This is a genomic window from Pseudomonas sp. HMSC076A11 (assembly GCF_001810205.1).
GTDB lineage: Bacteria > Pseudomonadota > Gammaproteobacteria > Pseudomonadales > Pseudomonadaceae > Pseudomonas > Pseudomonas aeruginosa.
Window position 1 is genome coordinate 75,431 of record NZ_KV800287.1, and the last position, 23,412, is coordinate 98,842.

Genomic DNA, 23,412 nt, shown 5'->3' on the forward strand with positions numbered 1-23,412 from the left:
GGCTCAACTTGATGCTCGCCGCCGCGGCATGGCGGCGGAAGCGATCAGGCCGGCGACGAACTCGACGTCTGCGGCGGCCAGCCCGGGATAGATCGGCAGGCACAGCACCCGCGAGGAAATCGACCGCGCCACCGGAAGATTGGCGGGCGCCGCCGAGGGCAGCGAATGGTACATGGGGAAGTCGCTGATGAGTGGGTAGAAGTAGCGCCGCACCAGCACATCCCTGTCGCGCAGGCGCTGGTACAGCTCGTCGCGCGAAAGCGGAAAATCGTCTTCCACCAGGATCGGGAAATAGGCGTTGTTGGCGAAGATCTGGGTACCAGGCCGGAGGCACTGGATGCCAGGGACGCCGGCCAGCAGGCGCCGATAGCGCTCGGCGATCTCCCTGCGCTGCTCCAGGGCCTGGTCGACGTGCTTGAGTTGCAGCAGCCCGAAGGCAGCGCCGACCTCGTTGAGCTTGCCGTTGATGCCGGGCATGACCACCGTGACCTCGTCGACGAAGCCGAAATTCTTAAGGTGGTTGAGGCGTTGCCGGGTGTTTTCGTCCGAGCAGATGATCGCACCGCCCTCGAAGGTGTTGAACACCTTGGTGGCATGGAAGCTGAGGATGCTCAGGTCGCCGTGGCGCAGCACGCTGCCGCCGGCGTCGCGCACGGCGAAGGCATGCGCGGCATCGTAGATGACCTTCAGGTGGTGGATATCGGCGATCCGCTGGATCGCCTCGACATCGCAGGGGTTGCCGTAGCAATGCACCGGCAGGATCGCGGTGGTCTGCGGGGTGATCGCCGCCTCGATCCGCGACGGGTCGAGATTCATGGAGTCCTGGTCGATGTCCACGAAGATCGGCTTGAGCCCGTTCCACAGCAGCGCGTGGCTGGTGGCGACGAAGGAGTACGGCGTGGTGATCACCTCGCCGGTCACCCGCAATGCCTGCAGCGCGGTGATGAGCGCCAGGGTGGCGTTGGCGAAGAGCACGATGTGCTTCACCCCCAGGTATTCGCACAGGGCCTCTTCCAACGCATGGTGCATGTCGCCCCCGTTGGTCAGGAAGCGGCTCTCCCAGATCTTTTCCAGGTAGGGGATGAACTCTTCCAGGGGCGGCAGCAGCGGGCTGGTGACCGGGATCGTCTTGTTGTTCATGTAGGGCCCTGATGAATGGATACTCAGGCGAGTAAAGGGCGAAAAACCCGAGCACGCCACTCTATGCAAGGCCCGTACCCAAAGAGCCTGATGCAGGTCAAAGCCCCTGGTCGCGCGGCCCCTGGCTGTTCCACAGGCGCTGCGGCGCGAATCGGCAGTCAAACTTCTGACAAATTCTCCCGTGTTTCCGTAGACCTTGCGGAACATACCCTCCAGCGACACAGGTCCAGTCCCTGCGAACGAAAAGGCCCATGACGGAGTCATGGGCCCTGTTTCACAGAGGGACTGTCACTTCAGGTAGTTGAACAGGCTCAACCCCTGGATCTTCACGTAGCTCTGCTGCGCGGCATCCATGATGGTGGACTGCAACGACAGCCGCGACAACGCCTCGGCGTAGTCCAGGTCCTGGATCTGCGACATCACCGACGCATTCACCAGCTTCACATCGTCGATGAAGGTCTCGGTGCTTTCCACGGTATTCAGGCGCGCGCCGATCTTGCCCTGGCCGCCATCCACGGCGGCAGCCACGGCGGAGAGGTTGGTCAGGGCCACCGCCGTCGCATCGCGGATGGCGTCGTTGCCGGCCTGGTTGTCGGTGGAGCTTTCCAGGGCCTTGCGCAGGTCCGACACCACGTTCAGCAGGCTGCGCTTCTCGCTGCCCGGCTTGTAGTTGACGTTGAACTCGTCGCCCGCCTTCGGCGTGCCGTCGATCGTCACGCTGACGCCGGCGTAGAGCACCTTGTCGATGGTCTTCGGGTCGTCGTCGATGGCGCCCTTGGACAATTGCCAGGCCGGCGGCGAATTCGGATCGTAGGTGGTCCAGTCATAGCCCGGAGGCAGGCTCTTCGGATCGTAGACCACATACTCCTTGTCGCTGACGAAGTGGATGTTGAAGCCGTCGGTTGCCGCAGGCGGATTGCTCGCCGGGAACTGGCTGTCGAAGGCCAGCTCGTCCTCGACCAGGCCGACCGAGATGCGACCGTCGCCGGTATTGCCAGCCGCCGCCTTGGTATCGAGACGAGCGGCATTGACGATGTCCTCGAACAGTACCTTGCCGCTGTCGCTGACCGGAATCCGCGTGCTGCTGGCGATCTGCACCTCGCGCTGGCTCTCGTCGCCCATGTAGCTGTAGGTGCCGTCCTCGTTGCGCACGAACGGCTGCACCGAGCCCTGGGACCCGGAAAACAGGTATTTGCCACTCGCGTCGCGGCTGTTGAGCAGGTTCAGCAACTCGTCCTCGCGCTGGCGCAACTCGCTGGCCAGCGACTTCTTGTCGTTGGAGTCCAGTGCGCCGTCGCCGGCCTGGCCGGCGATCTCACGGATGCGCTGGAGGACGTTGCCAACCGAACGGAGGATGGTTTCTTCCTGGCTCAGGCTGTTCTTCGCCTCGGTCATGCCGGTCTTGTACTGCTCGTTCAACCCCTGCTCCTGGTCCAGGCGCAACAGGCGTACCGAACCGACCGGGTCGTCCGCCGGTGTCAGGATGCGCTTGCCGGTGCTGATCTGCTCGAAGGTACGGTTCAGGTCCGCGTAGTTGCGGGAAATCCCGTTGACCGAGTTGTTGAAGGCCTGGATGGTGGAAATGCGCATGGTGGCGGTCTCGCTGGCTTAGGCCCCGTCGAGAGAACTCAACGGAACGCTCCAATCAGGGTATCGAACAGAGTGCGGGCAACTTGAATCACCTGGGCCGAGGCACCGTAGTACTGCTGGAACTGGATCAGGTTGGCCGCCTCTTCGTCGAGGCTCACCCCGGACAACGAATCGCGGCTGTCCTGGGCCTGCTTCAGCACCGTGGCGCTGGCCTCGCTGCTGGCACGCACCTGGGCGGTCAGGGTGCCGACCCGCTCGACCAGGCCACCATAGGCCTCGTTATAGGTGGAACCGGTGTTGTCGGTGCCGCCGACGGTCGGCTTGGTCTGCAGGGCCAGCAGGTTGAGAGCGTTGCGGTTGTCGGAAATACCCTTGTCGTTGAAGCCCAGCTTGAAGCTGTCGGAGTTCTGCGGTACGCCGCTGAGCTCGAATTCGTAGCTGTATTTCTGCCCGCTCGGGTCGGTGAACGCCATGCGCACGGTATTGGTATTGCCGCTGGTCAGCGTCGGGCTGCCGGTCAGGGCGTTACCGTCCTTGTCGACGTAGCTCCAGCCGGCCGGCAACGGCGAGGACAGGGTATAGGTCTTGCCGTCGGCGCTGAGCGTCGCGCCCAGGCTGATCCCGTTGGGCCCGAACGCGCCCTGTAGCACAGTCGGATCCACCGGCGACGGACCGCTGGTGAGGGTCGGCGCGCCGATCTTGCCGGTGCCGCGGTTTTCGGTGGTCGACTCGGTACGCGCGGTACCGGCGAACGCCAGTTGCGAGGCATTCTTCAGCGTCGCCTCGATATCCGCCGCGCCACGCCGGGTCGGCTGCAGGGTGAAGCGGTCGCCGGCAGCCGGGAGCTGGTCGAGGGTCAGGTTGAAGCCCTGGTCGACGCCGTTGGCATCCTTGAACGAGAGGGTGTAGGGACCGGTACCGCTGACCGTGACCTGCATGCTTGCGTCGTCGCCCAGGCGCCGCGCGGTGAAACTGGTGCCGTCGAAGTCCAGGCGGAAATCGCTGGAATTCAGCTTGCTGGTATCGGTGATGTTCAGGTTGGCGTGGACATTACCGGTGTTGCCATTCTTCGCCAGGACCCGCAGCGCGGTGATGTCCGGATCGTTGATGTCGCCGAACAGGTTGGCGCCGGCCTTGCCGGCCAGGTCGAGGCCCTGCCCCAGCTGCTTGTTGATGGTATCGGCGAGGGTGATCGCCAACTGCCCGAGCTTGTTGTAGCTGCTGTCCAGGGCGCTGTTGCGGTAGGCCAGCAAGCCACCCATCTCGCCGCCGGACACCAGGCCGGTGACGTTCTGTATGGAGTTGCCGTTGCTCAGTTGCACCTGGTAGCGGGTCGGGTCATCCAGCCCGGGCACCACGCTCAGGGTCGACACGGTATTGCCCACCACCAGCGGCTGGCCGCTACCGATGAACAGGCTGACGCTGTTGTCGTCCTGGGTGACCGCGGTCACCCCGATCATCTCGGACAGCTTGCGCACGGCTTCGTCGCGCGCATCCATCAGGTCGTTGGGCACCGCGCCCGCCGACTTGGCCTTGGCGATGGCATCGTTGTAGCTGGCCACGCTCTGCGACAGATGGTTGACCTGCGAAGCCAGCGCGCCCAGTTGCTGGTTGATCAGGCTGTTCTGCTTGTCCAACTGGTCGTAGAGGGTATTGAAGGTCTTGCCCAGCCCCTCGGCCTGGGCAAGCACTGCCTCGCGCGCTTCGGTCGAGGAGGGATTGTTGGCGGCGGCCTGCAGTGCGGCGAAGAAGCGCTGCATGGCCGGGCTGACGCCGGTGGTGGTGTTGGACAACAGGCCGTCGAGCTGCTCGATCTGGCTACGGAATGCGCTCAACTCGCTGTTCTGGCTGGTGGCGTTGCGCAACTGGCCGGTGAGGAAGTCGCTGGCCAGGCGGCGCACGTCGACGATCTGGCTGCCCGAGCCCATGTAGCCGGCACCGCTGAACTGCGGGACCTGGGTCTGCTGGATGGCATCCTGGCGACTGTAGCCCGGCGTCTTGACGTTGGTGATGTTGTGCCCGGTGATGGTCAGCCAGGTCTGGCTGGTGCCGAGGCCGGACAGGCCTATCGAGAGTAGGTCGGACATGGGTCAGTTCCTCCTTGCTCAACCCAGAGGCGGCGTGCCGGCGGCGGCGACGGCCTGGTAGGTCTGCATCTGTCTGGCGATCTGCGCCACCTTGCGGGCGTACTGCGGATCGGTGGCGTAGCCGGCGCGCTGCAGTTCCTGCATGAAGCGCTCGGGGTTGGCGGCACTGTCCAGGGCGTTCTGGTAGCGGTCGTTGCCCTGGAGGAAGCTGACGTAGTCGTGGAAGCTCTGCTCGAACGACGAGTAGGAGCGGAACGCCGCGACTTCCTTGACCGCCTTGCCGCCTTCGTATTCGGTGGTGAGAGCGCGCGCCGAGGCACCATCCCAGCGGCTGCCGGTCTTGATGCCGAACAGGTTGTGGCTGCTGCCGCCATCCTGCTGGCGGATGATCGATTTGCCCCAGCCGGTCTCCAGCGCGGCCTGGGCCACCAGGTAGCGGGCATCGACGCCGATCCGCTCGGCGGCCTTCTGGGCCATCGGCAGCATGGTGGCGATGAACTCGTCGGCCGAGGCGAACATCGACTTGCCCCTGGCCAGCGGCGGCTGGGCGATGCGCCGGCTGCCCTGGCTGTCGACGCCATCGGTGGAGAAACCGCGGCGGCTCGCCGCCGGGTAGCTCTGCGCCGGCAGGTAGCTGTCCTGGCCCAGGCTCTGCATCTGGCTGGCGGCCGGCGAGGCGGAGGGAACGATGCCGGCGAGCATGCGCTCGGTCAGCTTGCCCGGCAGCGCCAGGCGCCTCTGGTTGAGCAGCTTCGAGTCGTCGCGGCCGGCTTCCGGCATCGGCAGGGCCTTGCCGGCCTGCGCGCTGGGGTTGCTCGGCCAGCGACCGGCGCCGTTCTCGGCGACCCGGGCGAACGGGTTTTCGCCGTTGCCCCTGGAGCCTTGCTTCATCTTCGACAACTGGCGCACCAGCACGTCGGCCAGGCCGATGCCGCCGGCATTCTTCGACAGGCTCACCGACAGTTGCTGGTCGTACATGTCCTGGTACTGCTTGGTGGTCTGGCTGTTCATGAAATTGCCGTCGCCCAGCGCTTCGTTGGCCGAACGCATGGATTTGAGCATCTCGTTGAGGAACAGCGATTCGAATTCCTGGGCGACCTTGCGGATGTTCGCCTCGCCGTCGCGGTCCTTGCCGACCTTGAGCTGGTTGAGGCGGTTGAGATCGGTATAGGAGCCGCTGTCGGGGCCTGCGCCGATACCGCTGAGCAAACGGGAATCCATGGCGTCGTCCTCAGATCACGATCAAGTCGGCCTGCAACGCGCCGGCCTGCTTCAGGGCTTCGAGGATCGCCATCAGGTCGCTCGGCGCGGCGCCGACCTGGTTCACCGCGCGGACGATGTCGTCCAGGGTGGTGCCGGGACCGAACTTGAACATCGGCTTGGTCTCCTCCTCGGCGTTCACCCGCGAGCGCGGCACCACCGCGGTCTGGCCGTTGGAGAAGGCACCGGGCTGGCTGACGATCGGGTCCTCGGTGATGCTCACGGTCAGGCTGCCGTGGGTGACGGCGGCCGGCGATACCTTGACGTTCTGGCCGATGACGATGGTGCCGGTGCGCGAATTGATGATGACCTTGGCCACCGCCTCGCCCGGCTGCACGTCGAGGTTCTCCAGGATCGACAGGTAGTCGACCCGCTGGTTCGGATCGAGCGGCGCGCTGACCCGCACCGAGCCGCCGTCCACCGCATGGGCGACGCCCGGACCGAGCAGTTCGTTGATGCGGTCGACGATGCGCTTGGCAGTGGTGAAGTCCGGGCGGTTGAGGTTCAGCGTCAGGCTGTTGCCCTGGTCGAAGCCGCTCGGCACCGCGCGTTCGACGGTGGCGCCGGCCGGGATACGTCCGGCGGACGGTACGTTGACGGTGATCTTCGAGCCGTCGCGGCCTTCGGCGTCGAAGCCGCCGACCACCAGGTTGCCCTGGGCGACCGCGTAGACCTGGCCGTCGATACCTTTCAGCGGAGTCATCAGCAGGCTGCCGCCGCGCAGGCTCTTGGCGTTGCCGATGGACGACACGGTGACGTCGATCGGCTGGCCCGGCTTGGCGAACGGCGGCAGGTCGGCATGCACCGATACCGCGGCGACGTTCTTCAACTGCACGTTGCCGACGTTGGCCGGCACCTTGATGCCGAACTGCGCCAGCATGTTGTTGAAGGTCTGCAGGGTGAACGGCGTCTGCGTGGTCTGGTCGCCGCTGCCGCTCAGGCCAACCACCAGGCCATAGCCGATCAACTGGTTGGTCCGCACGCCCTGGATGCTGGCGATATCCTTCAACCGCTCGGCCTGGGCCGCGCCGGCGGCCAGGAGCAGCGCGGCGAGGGCCAGCAGGTGCTTGAACTTGGTCATCGCGAGCGTCCTCAGAACGGCCACAGCGGGCTGAGGAAGAAGCGGTCCAGCCAGCCCGGCTGACTGGCATCGGCGAAGGCGCCGGTGCCGGAATAGGTGATCCGGGCGTCGGCCACGCGGGTCGAGGACACGGTGTTGTCGGTGGCGATATCGTCGGCGCGGACCAGGCCGGCGATGCGCACCAGCTCGTTGCCGGTGTTCAGGGTCATCCACTTCTCGCCGCGCACGGAGAGGATGCCGTTGGGCAGCACCTCGGCCACGGTCACGGTGATCGAGCCGGTCAGGCTGTTGCTCTGCCCCGCCTGGCTATCGCCCTTGGCGTCGCGCGAGCCGCCGTATTCGGCGCTGAGGCTGAGGTCGCCGCCGCCGATCGGGTTGTTGGTGGTCATGCCGCTGCCGAACAGCGAGGTCAGCCCCATCTTGGTCTTGCTGTCCTTCTGGATATCGGAGTTGGCTTTCTTGCTCGCCTGGGTCTTCTCGTTGAGGGTGATGGTGATGATGTCGCCCACGCGGAAGGCCTTGCGGTCGTCGTAGAGGTTCTGCTCGAAACCGGCCTGGTAGATCGCGCCGTTGTTCTGCGCGGCGGGCAGCGGGGTGCGCGGCAGCACCGGCGCGTAGTACGGATCGTTCGGCTTCGGCGGTGGATTGACGCAACCGCCCAGGGCGGTGGCGATGCCAAGCAGGGAGACGATCATCAGCCGGTTCATATCAAGCTACCTCGCGGCGTACAGCCAGGGCCCGGTCAGGGCCCGTCAAAGATTCTGGGTGACGAAGGACAACATCTGGTCGGCGGTGGAGATGACCTTGGAGTTCATCTCGTAGGCGCGCTGGGTGGTGATCATGTTCACCAGTTCCTCGACCACGTTGACGTTGGAGTTTTCCAGGGTGTTCTGGGCAACCGTGCCGAGGCCGTTGAGACCCGGCGTACCGACCTGCGGCGCGCCGCTGGAGCCGGTTTCCAGGAACAGGTTGTTGCCGATGGCCTGCAGGCCGGCCGGGTTGATGAAGTCGGCGGTCTGGATGTTGCCGATCACCTGCGGCTGGGCGTTGCCGGTGGTGGTCACCGAGACGGTGCCGTCCTGGCCGACGGTGAAGGTCTGGGTCTCGTTGGGCACCACGATCGCTGGCTCCAGGGCGAAGCCGTTGGAGGTGACGATCTGCCCGTCGGAGTTCAGGTGGAAGCTGCCGTCGCGGGTGTAGGACACGGTGCCGTCCGGCAGCAGGACCTGGAAGAAGCCGCGCCCGTTGACCGCCATGTCCAGCGGCTGCTCGGTGGTCTGCAGGCTGCCCGGGGTGAAGATCTTCTGGGTGCCGACGACGCGCACACCGGTACCCAGTTGCAGGCCCGAAGGCAGCTCGCTGTCCTGGGTCGACTGGCCGCCCGGCTGGCGCCGGATCTGGTACAGCAGGTCCTGAAACTCCGCGCGGTCGCGCTTGAAGCCGGTGGTGGATACGTTGGCCAGGTTGTTGGAAATGGTGGTCAGGTTCATGTCCTGGGCGGACAGACCGGTCTTGCTGACCCACAGTGCCGATAACATCGTCGTGCTCCTCGGGTGCCGGTTTTATGGCACCACGCTCAAGTGATTAGCTGATTTGCAAAACCCGCGCCATGGCCGCCGAATCGTCCTCGGCGGTGCGCATCATCTTCACGTGCAGCTCGAATTGACGGGACAGCGAGAGGATCGCGGTCATCTCTTCCACCGCGTTCACGTTGCTGCTTTCCAGGAAACCGGAGACCACCTTCACGTTGGCGTCGGCCAGCGGCGCCTGCTCGCCCGGCTGCGGCTTGTAGTGCAGCAGGCCGTCGGTACCCTTCTCCATCTGCTTCAGGTTCGGGTTGACCAGTTTGATCCGGTCCACCACGGCGACCACGTTGGGGTTCTCGCCAAGGGCGCGGATGCTAATGGTGCCGTCCTGGCCGATCTCCACCTTTTCCTCCGGCGGCACGGCGATCGGCCCACCGTTGCCGAGCACCGGCAAGCCGTCGCCGGTGCGCAGCATGCCGAGGGCGTCGATATGCATGCCGGCGGTACGCACGTAGGCCTCGCTGCCATCCGGCGCCTGGACCGCGACGAAGCCGTCGCCGTCGATGGCGATGTCCAGCTCGTTGCCGGTTTCCTGGAGGCTGCCATGGCTGAAATCGGTACCGGGCCGCTCGCTCATGGCGAATACCCGCGCCGGGAAGCTGTCGCCGAACACCTGCATCGAACGCGCCTGCTCGAAGTCGCGACGAAAGCCGCTGGTCGAGATGTTCGCCAGGTTGTTGGCATGAGCACGCATCGCCAGGGTGTTCTGGCTGGCCCCGCTCATGGAGACGTACAGCATCTTGTCCATCGAATCCTCCAGGCACCGGCACAATCCGCCGGGCTTTCTTGCAGGTTATCCAGCAAGCGCCGTGCCAGAATTCGAAAAAACAATTAATACATTGATTTAAAAGGATTTTATAAAACAGAAAGCCTCCTTTCGGAGGCTTCGGGGGCAACCCCTGGCCAGGGGTTGCCGCTGGCGGCAAGGGCCTTGCCGGTGCCCGGACGGCACCGGCACGCCGTCATCAGCGCAGGTTGATGATGGTCTGGGTCACCGCATCCTCGGTCTGGATGGTCTTGGCATTGGCCTGGTAGTTGCGCTGGTGGACGATGAGGTTCACCAGTTCGTTGGAGATGTCCACGTTGGACGCTTCCAGCGCGCCGGATTGCAACGCCCCCAGGGTGCCCGAGCGCGGCGCGCCGACCGCCGGCTCGCCGGACTCCGAGGACTGCACCCAGGAGGTCTTGCCGATCGGCGTCAGGCCCTGGATGTTGGCGAAGTTGGCCAGCACCACCTGGCCCTGCACCTTGGACTGGCCGTTGGTGTAGCGGGCGAAGATCACCCCGGTGTCGTCGATTTCCAGGCCTGCCAGCTGACCGGTGGTGTAGCCGTCCTGGATCGGGTTGCTCTGGGCGAACGCGGTGGAGTACTGGGTGGTCTTGCGCATGTCGAAGGAGATGCCGCTGGCGGCACCGGTCGCGCCATTCCAGGCGTAGGTCGGCGGGGTCTTGCCGTCCGAGGCCGCCGGAATCCAGCCGGTGCCGGGAGTCGGCGGATTGCCGGTGGCCGGGCTGAACTGGATCACGTTGGTGGTCGCGTCGATGCTGAAGCCCGGCCCGCTGGTGCTGCCGTCCGGAGCTCGTACCGAGGTCATCTGGCCGCTGGCGTCGAAGGTGACGTTGAAGCTCATCGGCGTCTTGTTCGACGGGTCGAGCGGATTGACCCCGTCGATCAGCACTTTCATGGTCCAGCTGTTCTCCGGAATCGGCGGGGTCGCATTCGGGTCCGGCTCGTTCTTGATGAAGAACTGGCTCATGGTGTGGGAGTTGCCCTGGCTGTCATAGATGCCCAGCGAAGAGGACGAGTTGTAGGTGGCGGCGTCGGACGGATCGAACGGCGTCACGGTCGGCGGCTTCAGCGTCGAGTTGAGGTTGTACGACTGCTGGATGCTCGAGGTGGCCTGCGGCGCCTGGTTGGCGCGCTCGACCTTGAGGTCGGTGACCACGCCGTTCTGCAACTGGCCGTTCGGCCCGACGGCATAGCCCTGCAGGCGGTAGCCGTTGTTGTCGACGATGAAATCCTGCTTGTCGGTATTGAAGTAGCCGGCGCGGGTGTAGCTGATCGCCCCGTTGTTGCTGGTGACGAAGAAGCCGTTGCCGTTGATGGCCAGGTCCAGCACGCTGTTGGTCGAGTCGATGTTGCCCTGCTTGAACATCTGCGAGACGTCCGAGAGCAGCACGCCGCTGCCCTGCGGGTTGCTGCCCGAACCCAGCACCGAGGCGGCGTAGACGTCGGCGAACTCCGCGCGGGATTGCTTGAAGCCTACGGTGCCGGCGTTGGCGATGTTGTTACCGGTGACGTTCAGGCCGCTGGAGGCCGCCTGGATGCCGCTCAGGCCGATGTTGAAACTCATGGATAGCTCCTTGCCGGAAACGCCGGCTTACTGGCCGATGATCTGTACTTTGGACAGCGCGATGCTGCCCAGGCCTGCGAGGTTGAGCATCAGCTCGCCGCCGTTCTGCCCCAGGGTGACGCTGTCGACGTTGGCCGGCAGGTAGGTCTGGAGCCCGTAGGTCTTGCCGTCGATCGAGGTCTGCGCCTCGAACTTGTAGGTGCCCGGCGGCATGATGTTGCCGCTGCTGTCCTTGCCGTCCCACATGAAGCTGACGCTGCCGGCAGCCTGCTGGCCGAGGTTGATGCGATTGACCACGGTGCCCTTGTCGTCGTAGACGTTGACCCATACGTTGCTGCTGGAGACCGGCAGGTTGAGGGAAGCCTTGAAGGTGTCCTTGGTGTCCACCACCGACTTGTCGGTCGCCACGATGACCTTCCGCCCCACCAGCGACGAGGCTTGCAGGGCCTGCGACGACTGGTAGTTGGAGAGAATGCTCTCCATGCTCTTGTTCAGCGACTGCACGCCTTCCACGGTGCTGAACTGGGCCAGTTGGGCGATGAACTCGCCGTTCTGCTGCGGCGACATCGGGTCCTGGTTCTTCAACTGGGCCACCAGCAGCTTGAGGAATTCGTCCTTGCCAAGGTTGCTGCTGCCCTTGACGCTCTGCCCGGTCTCGGTGGCGCCGCTGCCGGCGGCGCGCTTGCTGCCGTTGACGTTGCCGGTGTTGCTGCTGGTGCCGCTGACGTTATCGATGCTCATGCTCTACTCCGCTCACTGACCCAGGGTCAGGACCTTCTGCATCATCTGTTTGGCGGTATTCATCATTTCCGCGTTGGTCTGGAAGGCACGGCTGGCGGAAATCATGTCGGCCATTTCCTCGACCACGTTCACATTGGGGTAATACACGTAGCCGTTGGCATCCGCGGCCGGATGGTTCGGCTCGTAGCGCGGCATCAGCGAACTCTGGTCCTCGACGATGCCCAGCACCTGCACGCCGGCGCCGGAGCTGTCCTGGTCGGCGAACAGCGAGCCGCTGTCGCCCTGGGCCTGCTGGAACATGGTGGAGAACACCGGATGGCGGGCGCGGTAGGTCTTGTCGACGCTGGAGGAAACCGTCTCGGCGTTGGCGATGTTGCTGGCCACGGTGTTCAGGCGGGTGCTCTGGGCGCTCATGCCGCTACCGGCAATGTTGAAGACACTGGCGAGGGACATGGCGGTTACTCTCCACGCAGGGCGCTGACCAGCCCTTTGAATTTGCTGTTGAGGAAGGTGAAGGACGCCTGGAAGTGCATGGCGTTCTCGGCGTAGTTGGCCTGCTCGATCTGGGCGTCGACAGTGTTCTGGTCGATCGACGGCTGGACCGGGATGCGGTACTGCAGGCTGCCCTCGCCCATGCCGAAACCTTCGGCGGCGATATGCCGCTCGTTGGTGGTGCGGGTGGCGAAGGTACCCTTGGCGGCCTTGTCCTTCTGCTCGGCGAGAACCGCGGCGAAGTCCAGGTCGCGAGCCTTGTAGTTCGGGGTATCGGCGTTGGCCAGATTGTTGGCCAGCACTTCGGCGCGCTGGGCGCGGAAGCTGAGGGCCTGCTGGTGGATACCGAGTGCTCTGTCGAAACTGATGCTCATGGCTGCGAACCTGTTTGCCGGTGTGGCTTTCGTCGCCAACACTTCAGCAAGGCCCGTGCCAGATTATTAAAATCCTTTATATTCAATAACTTGAGTTTATTTCAGGACAACCCGGAAGCGGCAAGCGGCAAGCCGTTTCCGCTTGCCGGCAAGGGTGGCAAGCCCCTGGAACGGCTTCTCCGGCAAACGAAAAAAGGCCCGATATCGTCGATATCGGGCCTTTCCCATGCTTCCGGCCGCTGGGGACTCGGCTCACTCGTGGCGAATGATCCGCTCGAGATCCACCGGTTCGCCGGGATGGGCATGCAGCTTGGCGCGAATGTCCTCGAACATCGCATCGTATTCCTTGTGCACCCGAGTGATCGCGCCGAACTTCGGGTGCAGGCCGTGCTTCTGGGCGACCCGCGTGGCATCGCTGGCGAAGTTGAAGGCGGTATCGCGCGGCAGCTCGAAGGAGTCGCTGAACGGCTTGCCGTCGATCTCGCCGTCCATGTCGAAGTGCACATAGGCGCCGGATTCGGCGTTCTGCCGCACCTCGTAGCGGATATGGATATTGATGTCCTGCTGGTCGAGGCCGGGCAGGCTGACCAGATGGAGGTGGCCTGGTTCGAACATGACGAATCTCCTGGTGGGAATCGGAATCAGTCTAGCCAGGGTCGAGCGAAAGAAAACCGCCCTGGATCAGTGCAACGTCGCTTTTTCCGCGCGTTCCTGAATGACCACCCAGGGCGCCACCACCACCGCCCAGAGGGTCGGGTCGCGTTCGAGGAAGTCCTTGGCCGCATCCTCCCCGACCTTGCTCAGGCCGCCGCCGGAAAGCCAGGCGGCGACCTTCTCGCGGTCGTCCCCGGCCAGGGCCTCGGCGACTTCCACCAGGTCCAACGCGGCATCGACCTGGAGCAAGGCGCCACGGGCGAAGAACGGTTGCAGCTCGGCCCAGGAAATGACCGCGGTCTCGCCGAGCAGCTTGGCATAGAGGGTGCTAGTTTGTTCTGTCATGGGATCTACCTGGATTGCATGGGCGCCATGATAACGCCCGCCGGTAGCCCACGACAGCCGAAGGGAAACCGGGCCCAGGGAGGTGAGGCAGGTCCGCGCCGTTTTTCTATACGTTTATGTCAACCAGGCGACACGACTCACGGGAGCTCGCCGTGCCGTGCTTTTCAAGCGACGAAGCGCCGCTCTACACTGTACCGGTACAGTTCCCGGGGTCCGTCCATGACGATCACCCGGTCTCCTCCGGCCCCCGCGGCCGCGAGACTACAACAATGACAACACACAAGAAGAGTGGAGCACTATGAAGAAGGGTACTCAGCGTCTATCCCGCCTGTTCGCCGCGATGGCCATTGCCGGGTTCGCCAGCTACTCCATGGCCGCCGACACCATCAAGATCGCCCTGGCTGGCCCGGTCACCGGTCCGGTAGCCCAGTACGGCGACATGCAGCGCGCCGGTGCGCTGATGGCAATCGAACAGATCAACAAGGCAGGCGGCGTGAACGGCGCGCAACTCGAAGGCGTGATCTACGACGACGCCTGCGATCCCAAGCAGGCCGTGGCGGTCGCCAACAAGGTGGTCAACGACGGCGTCAAGTTCGTGGTCGGCCATGTCTGCTCCAGCTCCACCCAACCCGCCACCGACATCTACGAAGACGAAGGCGTGCTGATGATCACCCCGTCGGCCACCGCCCCGGAAATCACCTCGCGCGGCTACAAGCTGATCTTCCGCACCATCGGCCTGGACAACATGCAGGGCCCGGTGGCCGGCAAGTTCATCGCCGAACGCTACAAGGACAAGACCATCGCGGTACTGCACGACAAGCAGCAGTACGGCGAAGGCATCGCCACCGAGGTGAAGAAGACCGTGGAAGACGCCGGCATCAAGGTTGCCGTCTTCGAAGGCCTGAACGCCGGCGACAAGGACTTCAACGCGCTGATCAGCAAGCTGAAGAAAGCCGGCGTGCAGTTCGTCTACTTCGGCGGCTACCACCCGGAAATGGGCCTGCTGCTACGCCAGGCCAAGCAGGCCGGGCTGGACGCGCGCTTCATGGGCCCGGAAGGGGTCGGCAACAGCGAAATCACCGCGATCGCCGGCGACGCCTCGGAAGGCATGCTGGCGACCCTGCCGCGCGCCTTCGAGCAGGATCCGAAGAACAAGGCCCTGATCGACGCCTTCAAGGCGAAGAACCAGGATCCGAGCGGCATCTTCGTCCTGCCCGCCTACTCCGCGGTCACCGTGATCGCCAAGGGCATCGAGAAAGCCGGCGAGGCCGATCCGGAGAAGGTCGCCGCGGCCCTGCGCGCCAACACCTTCGAGACTCCCACCGGGAACCTCGGGTTCGACGAGAAGGGCGACCTGAAGAACTTCGACTTCACCGTCTACGAGTGGCACAAGGACGCCACCCGTACCGAGGTCAAGTAAGCATCGTTGCAGTACGGAGCCCACGTCACCCACCGTGGGCTTTGTTTTAGTACCCGCATGATTCCGCGAGCGGCGGCCCGGCAAGGGCAGGCGAAGACCGGCAGCGTTCACTCCTGGTGGACGGGAGCGCGGCTTTCCCCTGCCTCCCGCCGGCCCGCCGCGCGCCGGATCGTGACGGGTCTCAGCAGCGTTCCGGCCCCACACCCGCGAGCCGAACGTCTACCTGCCGTACAACGGCGGGCGTTTAGCGAGAGAGTCCCATGCCCGAGATTTATCATTACCTACAACAATTGGTTAACGGCCTGACCGTCGGCAGCACCTATGCGCTGATCGCGATCGGCTACACCATGGTCTACGGCATCATCGGCATGATCAACTTCGCCCACGGCGAGGTGTACATGATCGGCTCGTACATCGCCTTCATCGCCATCACCCTGCTGGCGATGATGGGGCTGGACAGCGTTCCGCTGATGATGCTCGCCGCATTCGCCGCCAGCATCATCGTCACCAGTGCCTTCGGCTACAGCATCGAGCGGGTCGCCTACCGCCCGTTGCGCGGCGGCAACCGCCTGATCCCGCTGATCTCCGCGATCGGCATGTCGATCTTCCTGCAGAACGCCGTGATGCTCTCGCAGGACTCCAAGGAAAAGGCCATCCCGACCCTGCTGCCCGGCAACTTCGTGTTCGGCGAAAGCAGCATGAACGGCGTGGTGATCTCCTATATGCAGATCCTGATCTTCGTCGTCACCTTCCTGGTGATGTTCGGCCTCACCCTGTTCATCTCCCGCTCCCGCCTGGGCCGCGCCTGCCGCGCCTGCGCCGAGGACCTGAAGATGACCAACCTGCTGGGTATCAACAGCAACAACATCATCGCCCTCACCTTCGTCATCGGCGCCGCCCTGGCCGCCGTCGCCGCGGTGCTGCTGGGCATGCAGTACGGCGTGATCAACCCCGGGATCGGCTTCCTCGCCGGGATCAAGGCGTTCACCGCCGCGGTGCTCGGCGGCATCGGCAGCATCCCCGGCGCCATGCTCGGCGGCCTGCTGCTGGGCGTCGCCGAAGCCTTCGGCGCCGACGTGTTCGGCGACCAGTACAAGGACGTGGTGGCCTTCGGCCTGCTGATCCTGGTGCTGCTGTTCCGACCTACCGGCATCCTCGGTCGTCCGGAGGTGGAAAAAGTATGAGCCAGTCCCTCAAGCGCGCGCTGTTCAGCGCCCTCCTCGTGATCCTGGTGTCCTATCCGATCCTAGGCCTGAAGCTGCGCACCGTCGGCATCAAGCTCGAGGTCCTCGGCGCCGATGCGCAGACCCTCTGGACCATCGCCGCGGCCGCCCTGGCCATGTTCGTCTGGCAGCTGTTCCGCGACCGCATCCCGCTCAAGCTGGGTCGCGGCGTCGGCTACAAGGTCAACGGCAGCGGCCTGAAGAACTTCCTCAGCCTGCCATCGACCCAGCGCTGGGCGGTACTCGCCCTGGTCGTGGTGGCTTTCGTCTGGCCGTTCTTCGCCTCGCGCGGGGCGGTGGACATCGCCACCCTGATCCTGATCTACGTGATGCTCGGCATCGGCCTGAACATCGTGGTCGGCCTGGCCGGCCTGCTCGACCTCGGCTACGTCGGCTTCTACGCGGTAGGTGCCTACACCTACGCGCTGCTCGCCGAGTACGCCGGGTTCGGCTTCTGGACCGCGCTGCCGATCGCCGGGATGATGGCCGCGCTGTTCGGTTTCGTCCTCGGTTTCCCGGTGCTGCGCCTGCGCGGCGACTACCTGGCGATCGTGACCCTCGGCTTCGGCGAGATCATCCGCATCCTGCTGCGCAACATGACCGAGATCACCGGCGGCCCCAACGGCATCGGCTCGATCCCCAAGCCGACCCTGTTCGGCCTGACCTTCGAACGCCGCGCGCCGGAAGGCATGCAGACCTTCCACGAGTTCTTCGGCATCGCCTACAACACCAACTACAAGGTCATCCTGCTCTACGTGGTGGCCCTGCTGCTGGTGCTGCTGGCCCTGTTCGTGATCAACCGGCTGATGCGCATGCCGATCGGTCGCGCCTGGGAAGCGCTGCGCGAGGACGAAGTGGCCTGCCGCGCTCTCGGTCTCAACCCGACCATCGTCAAGCTCTCCGCCTTCACCATCGGCGCCAGCTTCGCCGGTTTCGCCGGCAGCTTCTTCGCCGCCCGCCAGGGCCTGGTGACGCCTGAGTCCTTCACCTTCATCGAGTCGGCGATGATCCTTGCGATCGTCGTGCTCGGCGGCATGGGTTCGCAGCTCGGCGTGATCCTCGCCGCGGTGGTGATGGTGCTGCTCCAGGAAATGCGCGGGTTCAACGAATACCGCATGCTGATCTTCGGCCTGACCATGATCGTGATGATGATCTGGCGTCCCCAGGGACTGCTGCCGATGCAACGCCCGCACCTGGAGCTGAAGCCATGAGCCGACCGATTCTCGAAGTGAGCGGCCTGACCATGCGCTTCGGCGGCCTGCTGGCCGTCAACGGCGTCAACCTGAAGGTCGAGGAAAAGCAGGTGGTCTCGATGATCGGCCCGAACGGCGCCGGCAAGACCACCGTGTTCAACTGCCTGACCGGCTTCTACCAGCCCACCGGCGGCCTGATCCGCCTCGACGGCGAGGAGATCCAGGGCCTGCCCGGTCACAAGATCGCTCGCAAGGGCGTAGTGCGGACCTTCCAGAACGTCCGCCTGTTCAAGGAAATGACCGCGGTGGAGAACCTGCTGGTCGCCCAGCACCGCCACCTCAACACCAACTTCCTCGCCGGCCTGTTCAAGACCCCGGCGTTCCGCCGCAGCGAGCGCGAGGCCATGGAGTACGCCGCGCACTGGCTGGAGGAAGTCAACCTTACCGAGTTCGCCAACCGCAGCGCCGGCACCCTCGCCTACGGCCAGCAGCGACGCCTGGAGATCGCCCGCTGCATGATGACCCGCCCGCGGATCCTCATGCTCGACGAGCCGGCCGCCGGCCTCAACCCGAAGGAGACCGACGACCTCAAGGCGCTGATCGCCAAGCTGCGCAGCGAGCACAACGTGACGGTATTGCTGATCGAGCACGACATGAAGCTGGTGATGAGCATTTCCGACCATATCGTGGTGATCAACCAGGGCGCCCCCCTGGCCGACGGGACGCCGGAGCAGATCCGCGACAACCCGGACGTGATCAAGGCTTATCTGGGGGAAGCGTGAGCATGCTGAGTTTCGACAAGGTTTCCACCTACTACGGCAAGATCCAGGCGCTGCACGACGTCAGCGTGGAAGTGAAGAAGGGCGAGATCGTCACCCTGATCGGCGCCAACGGCGCCGGCAAGTCGACCCTGCTGATGACGCTCTGCGGCTCGCCGCAGGCGGCCAGCGGCAGCATCCGCTACGAAGGCGAGGAACTGGTCGGCCTGCCCTCCTCCACCATCATGCGCAAGAGCATCGCGGTGGTCCCGGAAGGCCGCCGGGTCTTCTCCCGCCTGACGGTGGAAGAAAACCTGGCGATGGGCGGCTTCTTCACCGACAAGGACGACTACCAGATGCAGATGGACAAGGTGCTGGAACTCTTCCCGCGCCTGAAGGAACGCTACGAACAGCGCGCCGGGACCATGTCCGGCGGCGAACAGCAGATGCTCGCCATCGGCCGCGCGCTGATGAGCAAGCCAAAGCTGTTGCTGTTGGACGAACCTTCGCTCGGCCTGGCGCCGATCATCATCCAGCAGATCTTCGAGATCATCGAGCAGCTGCGTCGCGAAGGCGTCACCGTGTTCCTCGTCGAGCAGAACGCCAACCAGGCGTTGAAGCTCGCCGATCGCGCCTACGTGCTGGAGAACGGCCGGATCGTCATGCACGACACCGGCGCCGCCCTGCTGACCAACCCGAAGGTGCGCGACGCCTACCTCGGCGGCTGAGCACTGTCCCGCCGTAGACTTCAGCGCCTACGAAAACGGCCCTCACGGGCCGTTTTTTTATGCCGAGGCGTACCGGCTACAGGCCGTAGCGCTCGATAGCGTCCAGGTGCGGCTGGGTGTCGACCTCCGCCGCTTCCGCCAGGCGCAGCCAGCACATGCGGTGCGGCCATTGCCCGGTGGCCTCCTGCAACGCCTGGTGCAGGTCGCGCGGCGCCTGCTGCGCGGGTGTCGCGACGGTGAAGTAGATCGCCCGCAGTTCCTCGCCGCTGCTGGCATCGGTGACCTGGTAGTCGCGGTTGCTGTGCACCCAGACCTTCCAGCCGCGCGCGTCGAGCGTTTCGCGGAAGGCGTCGAAGGCCTCGTCGCCCGGATAGACGCCGTCCACCAGCCAGCTCGGCGAGTAACCACCGCTCTCGAGGACGTGCACCACCGCATAGGTGGGAACGAAACGCTTGCGTTCCTCCTCATCTTCCGGAGCCGGATAGATCAGGCCGGCGTCGAACACCACCCAGTCACCGACCCGCTGGCTGCGATTGCCCGGCGCGTTCTCGAGGACCCGCGCGGTCACCGGGCCGGTGCGCCGGGCGTAGTAGTCGAGCGCTTCGCCATCCTCGATGTAACGGACGATCACCCAGCCCCAGTCTTCCTCGATCGGTCCGTCGCCGGCGGCGAACTCCATGCCCATGCCAGCAGCGACCTCGCGCAGCATCGTCCAGTCGCGCGCGGCGCTGGCGGCGGTCATCTGGTCCCACTGCACCGACTGCGGCTCCTCCAGCTTGCCGGCCAGACGCTGGTAGGCCAGCGCCGCCTCGGCGAAGCGATCCTGCTCCATCAGCGCCTTACCCAGCAGGCTGTGGGCTCCCAGCGAGCCGGGAGAAATTTCCAGCACCGATTGGCAGGCGCGCTCCAGCTCCGGCCAGTCGTTGAGTTTCTCGGCCAGCTTGACTTCGCTCCACAGCGCGATCAGCGGCACGCTGTCGGCGTAGAGCCGGCCGAGGCGCTTGACCTGGTCGTACTCGCCGCGGGCCAGCAAGGCATTGAGCAGGTAGTAGGCCAGTTGCTGCTCCTCGTCGGTGTGGCGCTCGACGTACTCCCAGAGCAGGTCGATGGCCTCGTCGTCGGCGGAGCAGGCCTGTAGCGCCGAGGCGGCCACTTCGCGCAAGGCGGTGTCGTCGGGCCGCTCGGCCAGCGCCTGGAGCAGCCACTGCACTTCTTTCTCCGGGTTGCGCGGCGCGTCTTCGCTGCCCTGCGCAGCCAGCCAGTCGAGCAACTCCGCAGCCGGCACCGGCAGCTCCTGCTGCTGCGGCGCGGCATCGATCTCCTCCCTCAACCCGGCGAGCAACTGGCTGGCGCCCCGATCGCGCTGCAACTGTTGAGCATGCTGTTCGGCCAGCGCCAGGTGGCGCCTGGCGCTCCATACCGAACCGCGTTGCAACGCGAGGCGGATGGCCTGGCTGGCAACATCGATGACCACCCGGTGCGCGCCCTTCTGCGAGTAGTGTTCGAGCATCTGCTGCAGGCGCCCGCCGAAGTCCCAGGTGTTGCGCTCAGGGGTCCGTTGCAGCAGCAGGTAGACGGCGCGCAGCCAGATCGTACGATAGCGCGGGGCAATCTCGGAGAACGGCAGCAGCACCTCCAGGGCCTCCTCGTCGCGCCCCAGCAACGCCAGACCGTGGGCCTTGTACAGACGCCGCGGCTGGCTGATGTTGTTCCACTCCGCGCCCTCGACCTTCTCCTCCATCTCGCCGATCAGGGCCAGCGCCTGTTCCGCGCGCCCCAGGTTCAGCAGGATCGCCACGCGCATCTCCAGGAGGCTGTCGAATACCTCCTCGCCGGCGGCGAGGATCTTCTTCTCCTGTTCGGCCAGGAAGGCCAGGGCATCTTCGCCGCGCCCGTCGTCGAGCAGCGCCTCGGCCTTCTCGTTGCTCAGACAGTGGAAGCAGGCCCAGGTCGGGTCGATCCGCGCCAGGGTCTCGTCGCACACCTCGATGCGTTCCTCCACCCAGCCCGGGCCGTCGACGTTGGCGTAGCACGACGCCAGGTCCTGGGTCACGCAGACTGACTGCGGGCAGGCCTGGGTGTCGTCGCGGTTGGCCAGTTCGAACAGGGAAACGGCGTCGGCCAGGGCGGTCTCACCCTCCAGTTGGTTGCCGACCCGGTTACGCATTTCCCAGTGGCGGACGAAGATTTCCAGCCACGGGTTGTTCAACGTCCGGCTCAGCGCCTTGACCTCCGGCAACAGCGCCTCGGCGCGCTCCACCTCGAGGTCGCAGACGTACGCGGTGAGTTCGTCGATCAGCCGCGCACTCTGCTCCTGGCCGGCCTCACGCAGGTCGGCGCGGAGCTTCTCCACCCAGTTCCAGATATCCATATGCTTCAGTCTCCATCAGGCGTGTTGCGAATTTTCTTATTGCCCCAGCAGGCGCTTCACCGAATCGGCGAGTCCGGCCAGGGCCTGGTTCAGCGAGGTCGCGGGCTGGCCGCGTCCCTGTCCGGCGATGATCACTTTGAACGAGCGCAGCAGCAACGCCGCATGGGCCGCTTCGTCGCGTTCCTCGCCGACGGCCGCGAGCAGCGCCTGCACCGCCGGATTGTCGAGGTTGACGTAGAGCCGGCTCGGCTGGCGATTGTCGAGCTTGCGGGTGAACTGCCGGGCCAGGCGCAACGCCGCGGTGGAAATACGCTTGTCGGCCTCGTCGTCCTCCAGTCGCCGCTTGAGTTCGGCGTCGCGGTCAGGCACCACCACAAGCGGCAATTCCTCGGGGCTGAAGCGGGCGATCACCAGTTGCTCCTCGGCGCCGCCCAGGTGTTCGGCCAGCCAGCCGGTCTCGCGCTCGGGCAGTCGGTCGAGGCGGAACAACTGGCGGTTGCCCTGCTCGGTGCCCAGCTCCACCAGGCGCATCCCCTTGGCCTGCGCCCAGCGACGGAGGAAGGGTACTACCGCATAGCGATTGCCATGGGCCACCGGTACGCCCATGGCACGGAACAGCATTTCCTCGAAGCCGCTGTCGTTGTCCAGCAGCACATGCACCGCTCCGCGCGAAAGGAGTTCGGAAGCCGGGAGGTCGCCCTGGGAGGTGGGTACGCGCAGGCTGTCCATCATCAGCGCGAACAGACGCTCGTCGCACAACGCCGCTCCCAGCAGGGCCTCGTTGTGCCGCAGCAGGACCCGCCGCCAGGCCTCCGGCTGCTGCCGCGCCACCTCGCCGAGCCCGGCGATCAGCGCCTCGGCCAGCGCATGCTGGATCGCCGCGTAATGGTCGTCACGCTGCAGGTCCTCGCGGCTGGCGGTGGGCGTCAGGCGGTTCGATTCGATCACCCCGCCGACGAACCCGGCCCAGGACGGCAGCAGGTCGCGGGCGTCATCGTCGAGCAGCATGCCGCGGAGGAAAACCGAGAGATTGCGGTTGTCGCTGGTGCCATAGGTGCCGCCGTCCTGGATCCACAGCAGGCCCTGCACGTCGACCCGCTCGTCCGGGCGCACCGGCAGGCAGCAGATCGGCTCGAAGTCGTGCTCGAAGCGTGCGGCGAACTCCAGGTCGCGGCGCTGCCGTTGCAGCGGGTGCAGCGCGGCGTCGGCGGCCAGCCGCCACGGCGGCGGCTCCGGGTTGATCGACTGGGCGTCGCCGCCGACGTGGATCGGTTCGCGCAGCAGCACGCAGTAGCGTTCGAGGATCTCGCGCAGGCGCGCGGCCTGGGTCAGCGCACTGTATTCGTCCTGCAGTTCGAGGGTGATCTCGGTACCCACCGGGCGCGCCGGCATCGGCGTCACGCTGTATTGCTCGGCGTTGCTGGAGACGTAGCAGAAGCCCAGTTCCGGCTGCTGGTAGGACGTGGTCCGCACGCTGACCCGGCGGGCCAGGACGAAAGCGGAGAGGAAGCCCAGGCCGAACATGCCGATCAGCCCGCTGTCCTCGTGGCCGGACTGGCGCAGTCCGCGGGTGTAGCCGACGCCGACGGTGGCCAGGTAGGCGTGGATTTCGTGCTCGGTGAGCCCGGCGCCGGTGTCGACGATGCGCACGGTGTTGCTGGCACTGTCGCCGATCACCTCGATTCGCGACGGCCCTTGCCAGTCGGGCTGCTCCAGGCGGCGACGGAGGATCGAGTCGTGGGCGTTCTGCACCAGCTCGCGCAACGCCACGGTGGGCGTGGAATAGAGGTGCTTGCTGAGCACCGACATCACGCCGTTGAGGTCGACTCCAGCGCGACGGATCTGGGGAGTGTTCGATTGCGGAAAGCTGCTTTGCATGTCCCTATCCAAGCGTTCGATGAATGGCGTCCGCTCGCACGCGAGCGGTCCGGTGCGGGATTCTGCCACGTTCCGTCACGTTCCTTGTGCAACGACGTGCCCGCGATGAGCTTCAGGCCGCATGGAAGCGGCCCGGA

The 23,412-nt window shown here is 65.3% G+C and carries 21 protein-coding genes; 5 read left to right on the forward strand and 16 right to left on the reverse strand.

What is annotated here, in order from left to right:
• Positions 1 to 3: 3 nt before the first annotated feature.
• The 14 genes from HMPREF2716_RS07945 to HMPREF2716_RS08010 all read right to left on the reverse strand — a co-directional run bounded on the left by HMPREF2716_RS07945 (position 4) and on the right by HMPREF2716_RS08010 (position 13,704).
• Positions 4 to 1,140 (reverse strand): DegT/DnrJ/EryC1/StrS family aminotransferase, encoded by a 1,137-nt coding sequence (locus HMPREF2716_RS07945; protein ID WP_023518477.1) that lies wholly within the window; start codon positions 1,138 to 1,140, stop codon positions 4 to 6.
• Positions 1,141 to 1,428: 288 nt separating this feature from the next.
• Complete coding sequence (gene flgL, locus HMPREF2716_RS07950; RefSeq protein ID WP_003086414.1) at positions 1,429 to 2,730, reverse strand: flagellar hook-associated protein FlgL; 1,302 nt, start codon at positions 2,728 to 2,730, stop codon at positions 1,429 to 1,431.
• A gap of 38 nt (positions 2,731 to 2,768) precedes the next feature.
• The gene (gene flgK, locus HMPREF2716_RS07955; protein WP_003158204.1) at positions 2,769 to 4,817 is read right to left on the reverse strand and encodes a flagellar hook-associated protein FlgK; all 2,049 of its coding nucleotides are present in this window, start codon (positions 4,815 to 4,817) and stop codon (positions 2,769 to 2,771) included.
• Between the two features lie 18 nt (positions 4,818 to 4,835).
• Entirely contained in the window at positions 4,836 to 6,038 is a 1,203-nt protein-coding gene (gene flgJ / locus HMPREF2716_RS07960) for a flagellar assembly peptidoglycan hydrolase FlgJ (RefSeq protein ID WP_003082172.1), read from the reverse strand.
• Positions 6,039 to 6,048: 10 nt separating this feature from the next.
• Positions 6,049 to 7,158 carry a flagellar basal body P-ring protein FlgI gene (locus HMPREF2716_RS07965; RefSeq protein WP_003082169.1) on the reverse strand — a complete coding sequence of 370 codons (1,110 nt, stop codon included), beginning with the start codon at positions 7,156 to 7,158 and terminating at the stop codon, positions 6,049 to 6,051.
• Positions 7,159 to 7,169: 11 nt separating this feature from the next.
• On the reverse strand, positions 7,170 to 7,865 hold the full coding sequence (gene flgH / locus HMPREF2716_RS07970; protein ID WP_003082166.1) for a flagellar basal body L-ring protein FlgH: 696 nt from the start codon (positions 7,863 to 7,865) through the stop codon (positions 7,170 to 7,172).
• A gap of 45 nt (positions 7,866 to 7,910) precedes the next feature.
• Positions 7,911 to 8,696, reverse strand: coding sequence for a flagellar basal-body rod protein FlgG (gene flgG / locus HMPREF2716_RS07975; protein ID WP_003082164.1), 786 nt, complete (start codon positions 8,694 to 8,696; stop codon positions 7,911 to 7,913).
• Between the two features lie 46 nt (positions 8,697 to 8,742).
• On the reverse strand, positions 8,743 to 9,492 hold the full coding sequence (gene flgF, locus HMPREF2716_RS07980; protein WP_003082159.1) for a flagellar basal-body rod protein FlgF: 750 nt from the start codon (positions 9,490 to 9,492) through the stop codon (positions 8,743 to 8,745).
• A gap of 217 nt (positions 9,493 to 9,709) precedes the next feature.
• A complete protein-coding gene (gene flgE / locus HMPREF2716_RS07985) occupies positions 9,710 to 11,098 on the reverse strand; it encodes a flagellar hook protein FlgE (protein ID WP_003082154.1) in 1,389 nt (462 codons plus the stop codon).
• Positions 11,099 to 11,125: 27 nt separating this feature from the next.
• Positions 11,126 to 11,839 carry a flagellar hook assembly protein FlgD gene (flgD, locus tag HMPREF2716_RS07990; protein WP_003082153.1) on the reverse strand — a complete coding sequence of 238 codons (714 nt, stop codon included), beginning with the start codon at positions 11,837 to 11,839 and terminating at the stop codon, positions 11,126 to 11,128.
• Positions 11,840 to 11,851: 12 nt separating this feature from the next.
• Positions 11,852 to 12,292: a flagellar basal body rod protein FlgC gene (gene flgC / locus HMPREF2716_RS07995; RefSeq protein WP_003082150.1), complete on the reverse strand. Its 441-nt coding sequence runs from the start codon at positions 12,290 to 12,292 to the stop codon at positions 11,852 to 11,854.
• A 5-nt stretch (positions 12,293 to 12,297) separates the two neighbouring features.
• Positions 12,298 to 12,705, reverse strand: a complete 408-nt coding sequence (gene flgB / locus HMPREF2716_RS08000) for a flagellar basal body rod protein FlgB (protein ID WP_003082144.1) — start codon at positions 12,703 to 12,705, stop codon at positions 12,298 to 12,300.
• Between the two features lie 252 nt (positions 12,706 to 12,957).
• A complete protein-coding gene (locus tag HMPREF2716_RS08005; RefSeq protein ID WP_003082140.1) occupies positions 12,958 to 13,320 on the reverse strand; it encodes a DUF5064 family protein in 363 nt (120 codons plus the stop codon).
• Positions 13,321 to 13,386: 66 nt separating this feature from the next.
• The gene (locus HMPREF2716_RS08010) at positions 13,387 to 13,704 is read right to left on the reverse strand and encodes a DUF2288 domain-containing protein (RefSeq protein ID WP_003086400.1); all 318 of its coding nucleotides are present in this window, start codon (positions 13,702 to 13,704) and stop codon (positions 13,387 to 13,389) included.
• Between the two features lie 298 nt (positions 13,705 to 14,002).
• Here HMPREF2716_RS08010 and HMPREF2716_RS08015 point away from each other — a divergent pair, with 298 nt between their 5' ends.
• The 5 genes from HMPREF2716_RS08015 to HMPREF2716_RS08035 all read left to right on the forward strand — a co-directional run bounded on the left by HMPREF2716_RS08015 (position 14,003) and on the right by HMPREF2716_RS08035 (position 19,026).
• Entirely contained in the window at positions 14,003 to 15,124 is a 1,122-nt protein-coding gene (locus HMPREF2716_RS08015; RefSeq protein WP_003086396.1) for a branched-chain amino acid ABC transporter substrate-binding protein, read from the forward strand.
• Positions 15,125 to 15,384: 260 nt separating this feature from the next.
• Positions 15,385 to 16,308 (forward strand): high-affinity branched-chain amino acid ABC transporter permease LivH, encoded by a 924-nt coding sequence (gene livH, locus HMPREF2716_RS08020; RefSeq protein WP_003086391.1) that lies wholly within the window; start codon positions 15,385 to 15,387, stop codon positions 16,306 to 16,308.
• Complete coding sequence (locus tag HMPREF2716_RS08025; protein WP_023518475.1) at positions 16,305 to 17,558, forward strand: high-affinity branched-chain amino acid ABC transporter permease LivM; 1,254 nt, start codon at positions 16,305 to 16,307, stop codon at positions 17,556 to 17,558. The genes livH and HMPREF2716_RS08025 overlap by 4 nt, the downstream gene beginning before the upstream one ends.
• Positions 17,555 to 18,322 (forward strand): high-affinity branched-chain amino acid ABC transporter ATP-binding protein LivG, encoded by a 768-nt coding sequence (gene livG, locus HMPREF2716_RS08030; RefSeq protein WP_003082125.1) that lies wholly within the window; start codon positions 17,555 to 17,557, stop codon positions 18,320 to 18,322. The genes HMPREF2716_RS08025 and livG overlap by 4 nt, the downstream gene beginning before the upstream one ends.
• Positions 18,323 to 18,324: 2 nt before the next feature.
• A complete protein-coding gene (locus HMPREF2716_RS08035) occupies positions 18,325 to 19,026 on the forward strand; it encodes an ABC transporter ATP-binding protein (protein ID WP_023096918.1) in 702 nt (233 codons plus the stop codon).
• Between the two features lie 76 nt (positions 19,027 to 19,102).
• Here HMPREF2716_RS08035 and HMPREF2716_RS08040 read toward each other — a convergent pair whose 3' ends face one another.
• Both HMPREF2716_RS08040 and HMPREF2716_RS08045 read right to left on the reverse strand, forming a co-directional pair.
• Positions 19,103 to 21,397: a tetratricopeptide repeat protein gene (locus HMPREF2716_RS08040; protein WP_023109081.1), complete on the reverse strand. Its 2,295-nt coding sequence runs from the start codon at positions 21,395 to 21,397 to the stop codon at positions 19,103 to 19,105.
• A gap of 36 nt (positions 21,398 to 21,433) precedes the next feature.
• Complete coding sequence (locus HMPREF2716_RS08045) at positions 21,434 to 23,344, reverse strand: ATP-binding protein (protein ID WP_003082113.1); 1,911 nt, start codon at positions 23,342 to 23,344, stop codon at positions 21,434 to 21,436.
• Positions 23,345 to 23,412: the final 68 nt, after the last annotated feature.

Bases quoted from the DNA above. Each gene is read 5' to 3' on its own strand.
- livH (WP_003086391.1), top strand. From the start codon at position 15,385: ATGCCCGAGATTTATCATTACCTACAACAATTGGTTAACGGCCTGACC.
- HMPREF2716_RS07965 (WP_003082169.1), bottom strand. From the start codon at position 7,158: ATGACCAAGTTCAAGCACCTGCTGGCCCTCGCCGCGCTGCTCCTGGCC.
- HMPREF2716_RS08005 (WP_003082140.1), bottom strand. From the start codon at position 13,320: ATGTTCGAACCAGGCCACCTCCATCTGGTCAGCCTGCCCGGCCTCGAC.
- HMPREF2716_RS07945 (WP_023518477.1), bottom strand. From the start codon at position 1,140: ATGAACAACAAGACGATCCCGGTCACCAGCCCGCTGCTGCCGCCCCTG.
- flgF (WP_003082159.1), bottom strand. From the start codon at position 9,492: ATGGACAAGATGCTGTACGTCTCCATGAGCGGGGCCAGCCAGAACACC.
- livG (WP_003082125.1), top strand. From the start codon at position 17,555: ATGAGCCGACCGATTCTCGAAGTGAGCGGCCTGACCATGCGCTTCGGC.
- HMPREF2716_RS08010 (WP_003086400.1), bottom strand. From the start codon at position 13,704: ATGACAGAACAAACTAGCACCCTCTATGCCAAGCTGCTCGGCGAGACC.
- HMPREF2716_RS08035 (WP_023096918.1), top strand. From the start codon at position 18,325: ATGCTGAGTTTCGACAAGGTTTCCACCTACTACGGCAAGATCCAGGCG.
- flgL (WP_003086414.1), bottom strand. From the start codon at position 2,730: ATGCGCATTTCCACCATCCAGGCCTTCAACAACTCGGTCAACGGGATT.
- HMPREF2716_RS08025 (WP_023518475.1), top strand. From the start codon at position 16,305: ATGAGCCAGTCCCTCAAGCGCGCGCTGTTCAGCGCCCTCCTCGTGATC.
- flgB (WP_003082144.1), bottom strand. From the start codon at position 12,705: ATGAGCATCAGTTTCGACAGAGCACTCGGTATCCACCAGCAGGCCCTC.
- flgE (WP_003082154.1), bottom strand. From the start codon at position 11,098: ATGAGTTTCAACATCGGCCTGAGCGGCATCCAGGCGGCCTCCAGCGGC.
- HMPREF2716_RS08015 (WP_003086396.1), top strand. From the start codon at position 14,003: ATGAAGAAGGGTACTCAGCGTCTATCCCGCCTGTTCGCCGCGATGGCC.
- flgJ (WP_003082172.1), bottom strand. From the start codon at position 6,038: ATGGATTCCCGTTTGCTCAGCGGTATCGGCGCAGGCCCCGACAGCGGC.
- flgC (WP_003082150.1), bottom strand. From the start codon at position 12,292: ATGTCCCTCGCCAGTGTCTTCAACATTGCCGGTAGCGGCATGAGCGCC.
- flgD (WP_003082153.1), bottom strand. From the start codon at position 11,839: ATGAGCATCGATAACGTCAGCGGCACCAGCAGCAACACCGGCAACGTC.
- flgK (WP_003158204.1), bottom strand. From the start codon at position 4,817: ATGTCCGACCTACTCTCGATAGGCCTGTCCGGCCTCGGCACCAGCCAG.
- flgH (WP_003082166.1), bottom strand. From the start codon at position 7,865: ATGAACCGGCTGATGATCGTCTCCCTGCTTGGCATCGCCACCGCCCTG.
- flgG (WP_003082164.1), bottom strand. From the start codon at position 8,696: ATGTTATCGGCACTGTGGGTCAGCAAGACCGGTCTGTCCGCCCAGGAC.
- HMPREF2716_RS08040 (WP_023109081.1), bottom strand. From the start codon at position 21,397: ATGGATATCTGGAACTGGGTGGAGAAGCTCCGCGCCGACCTGCGTGAG.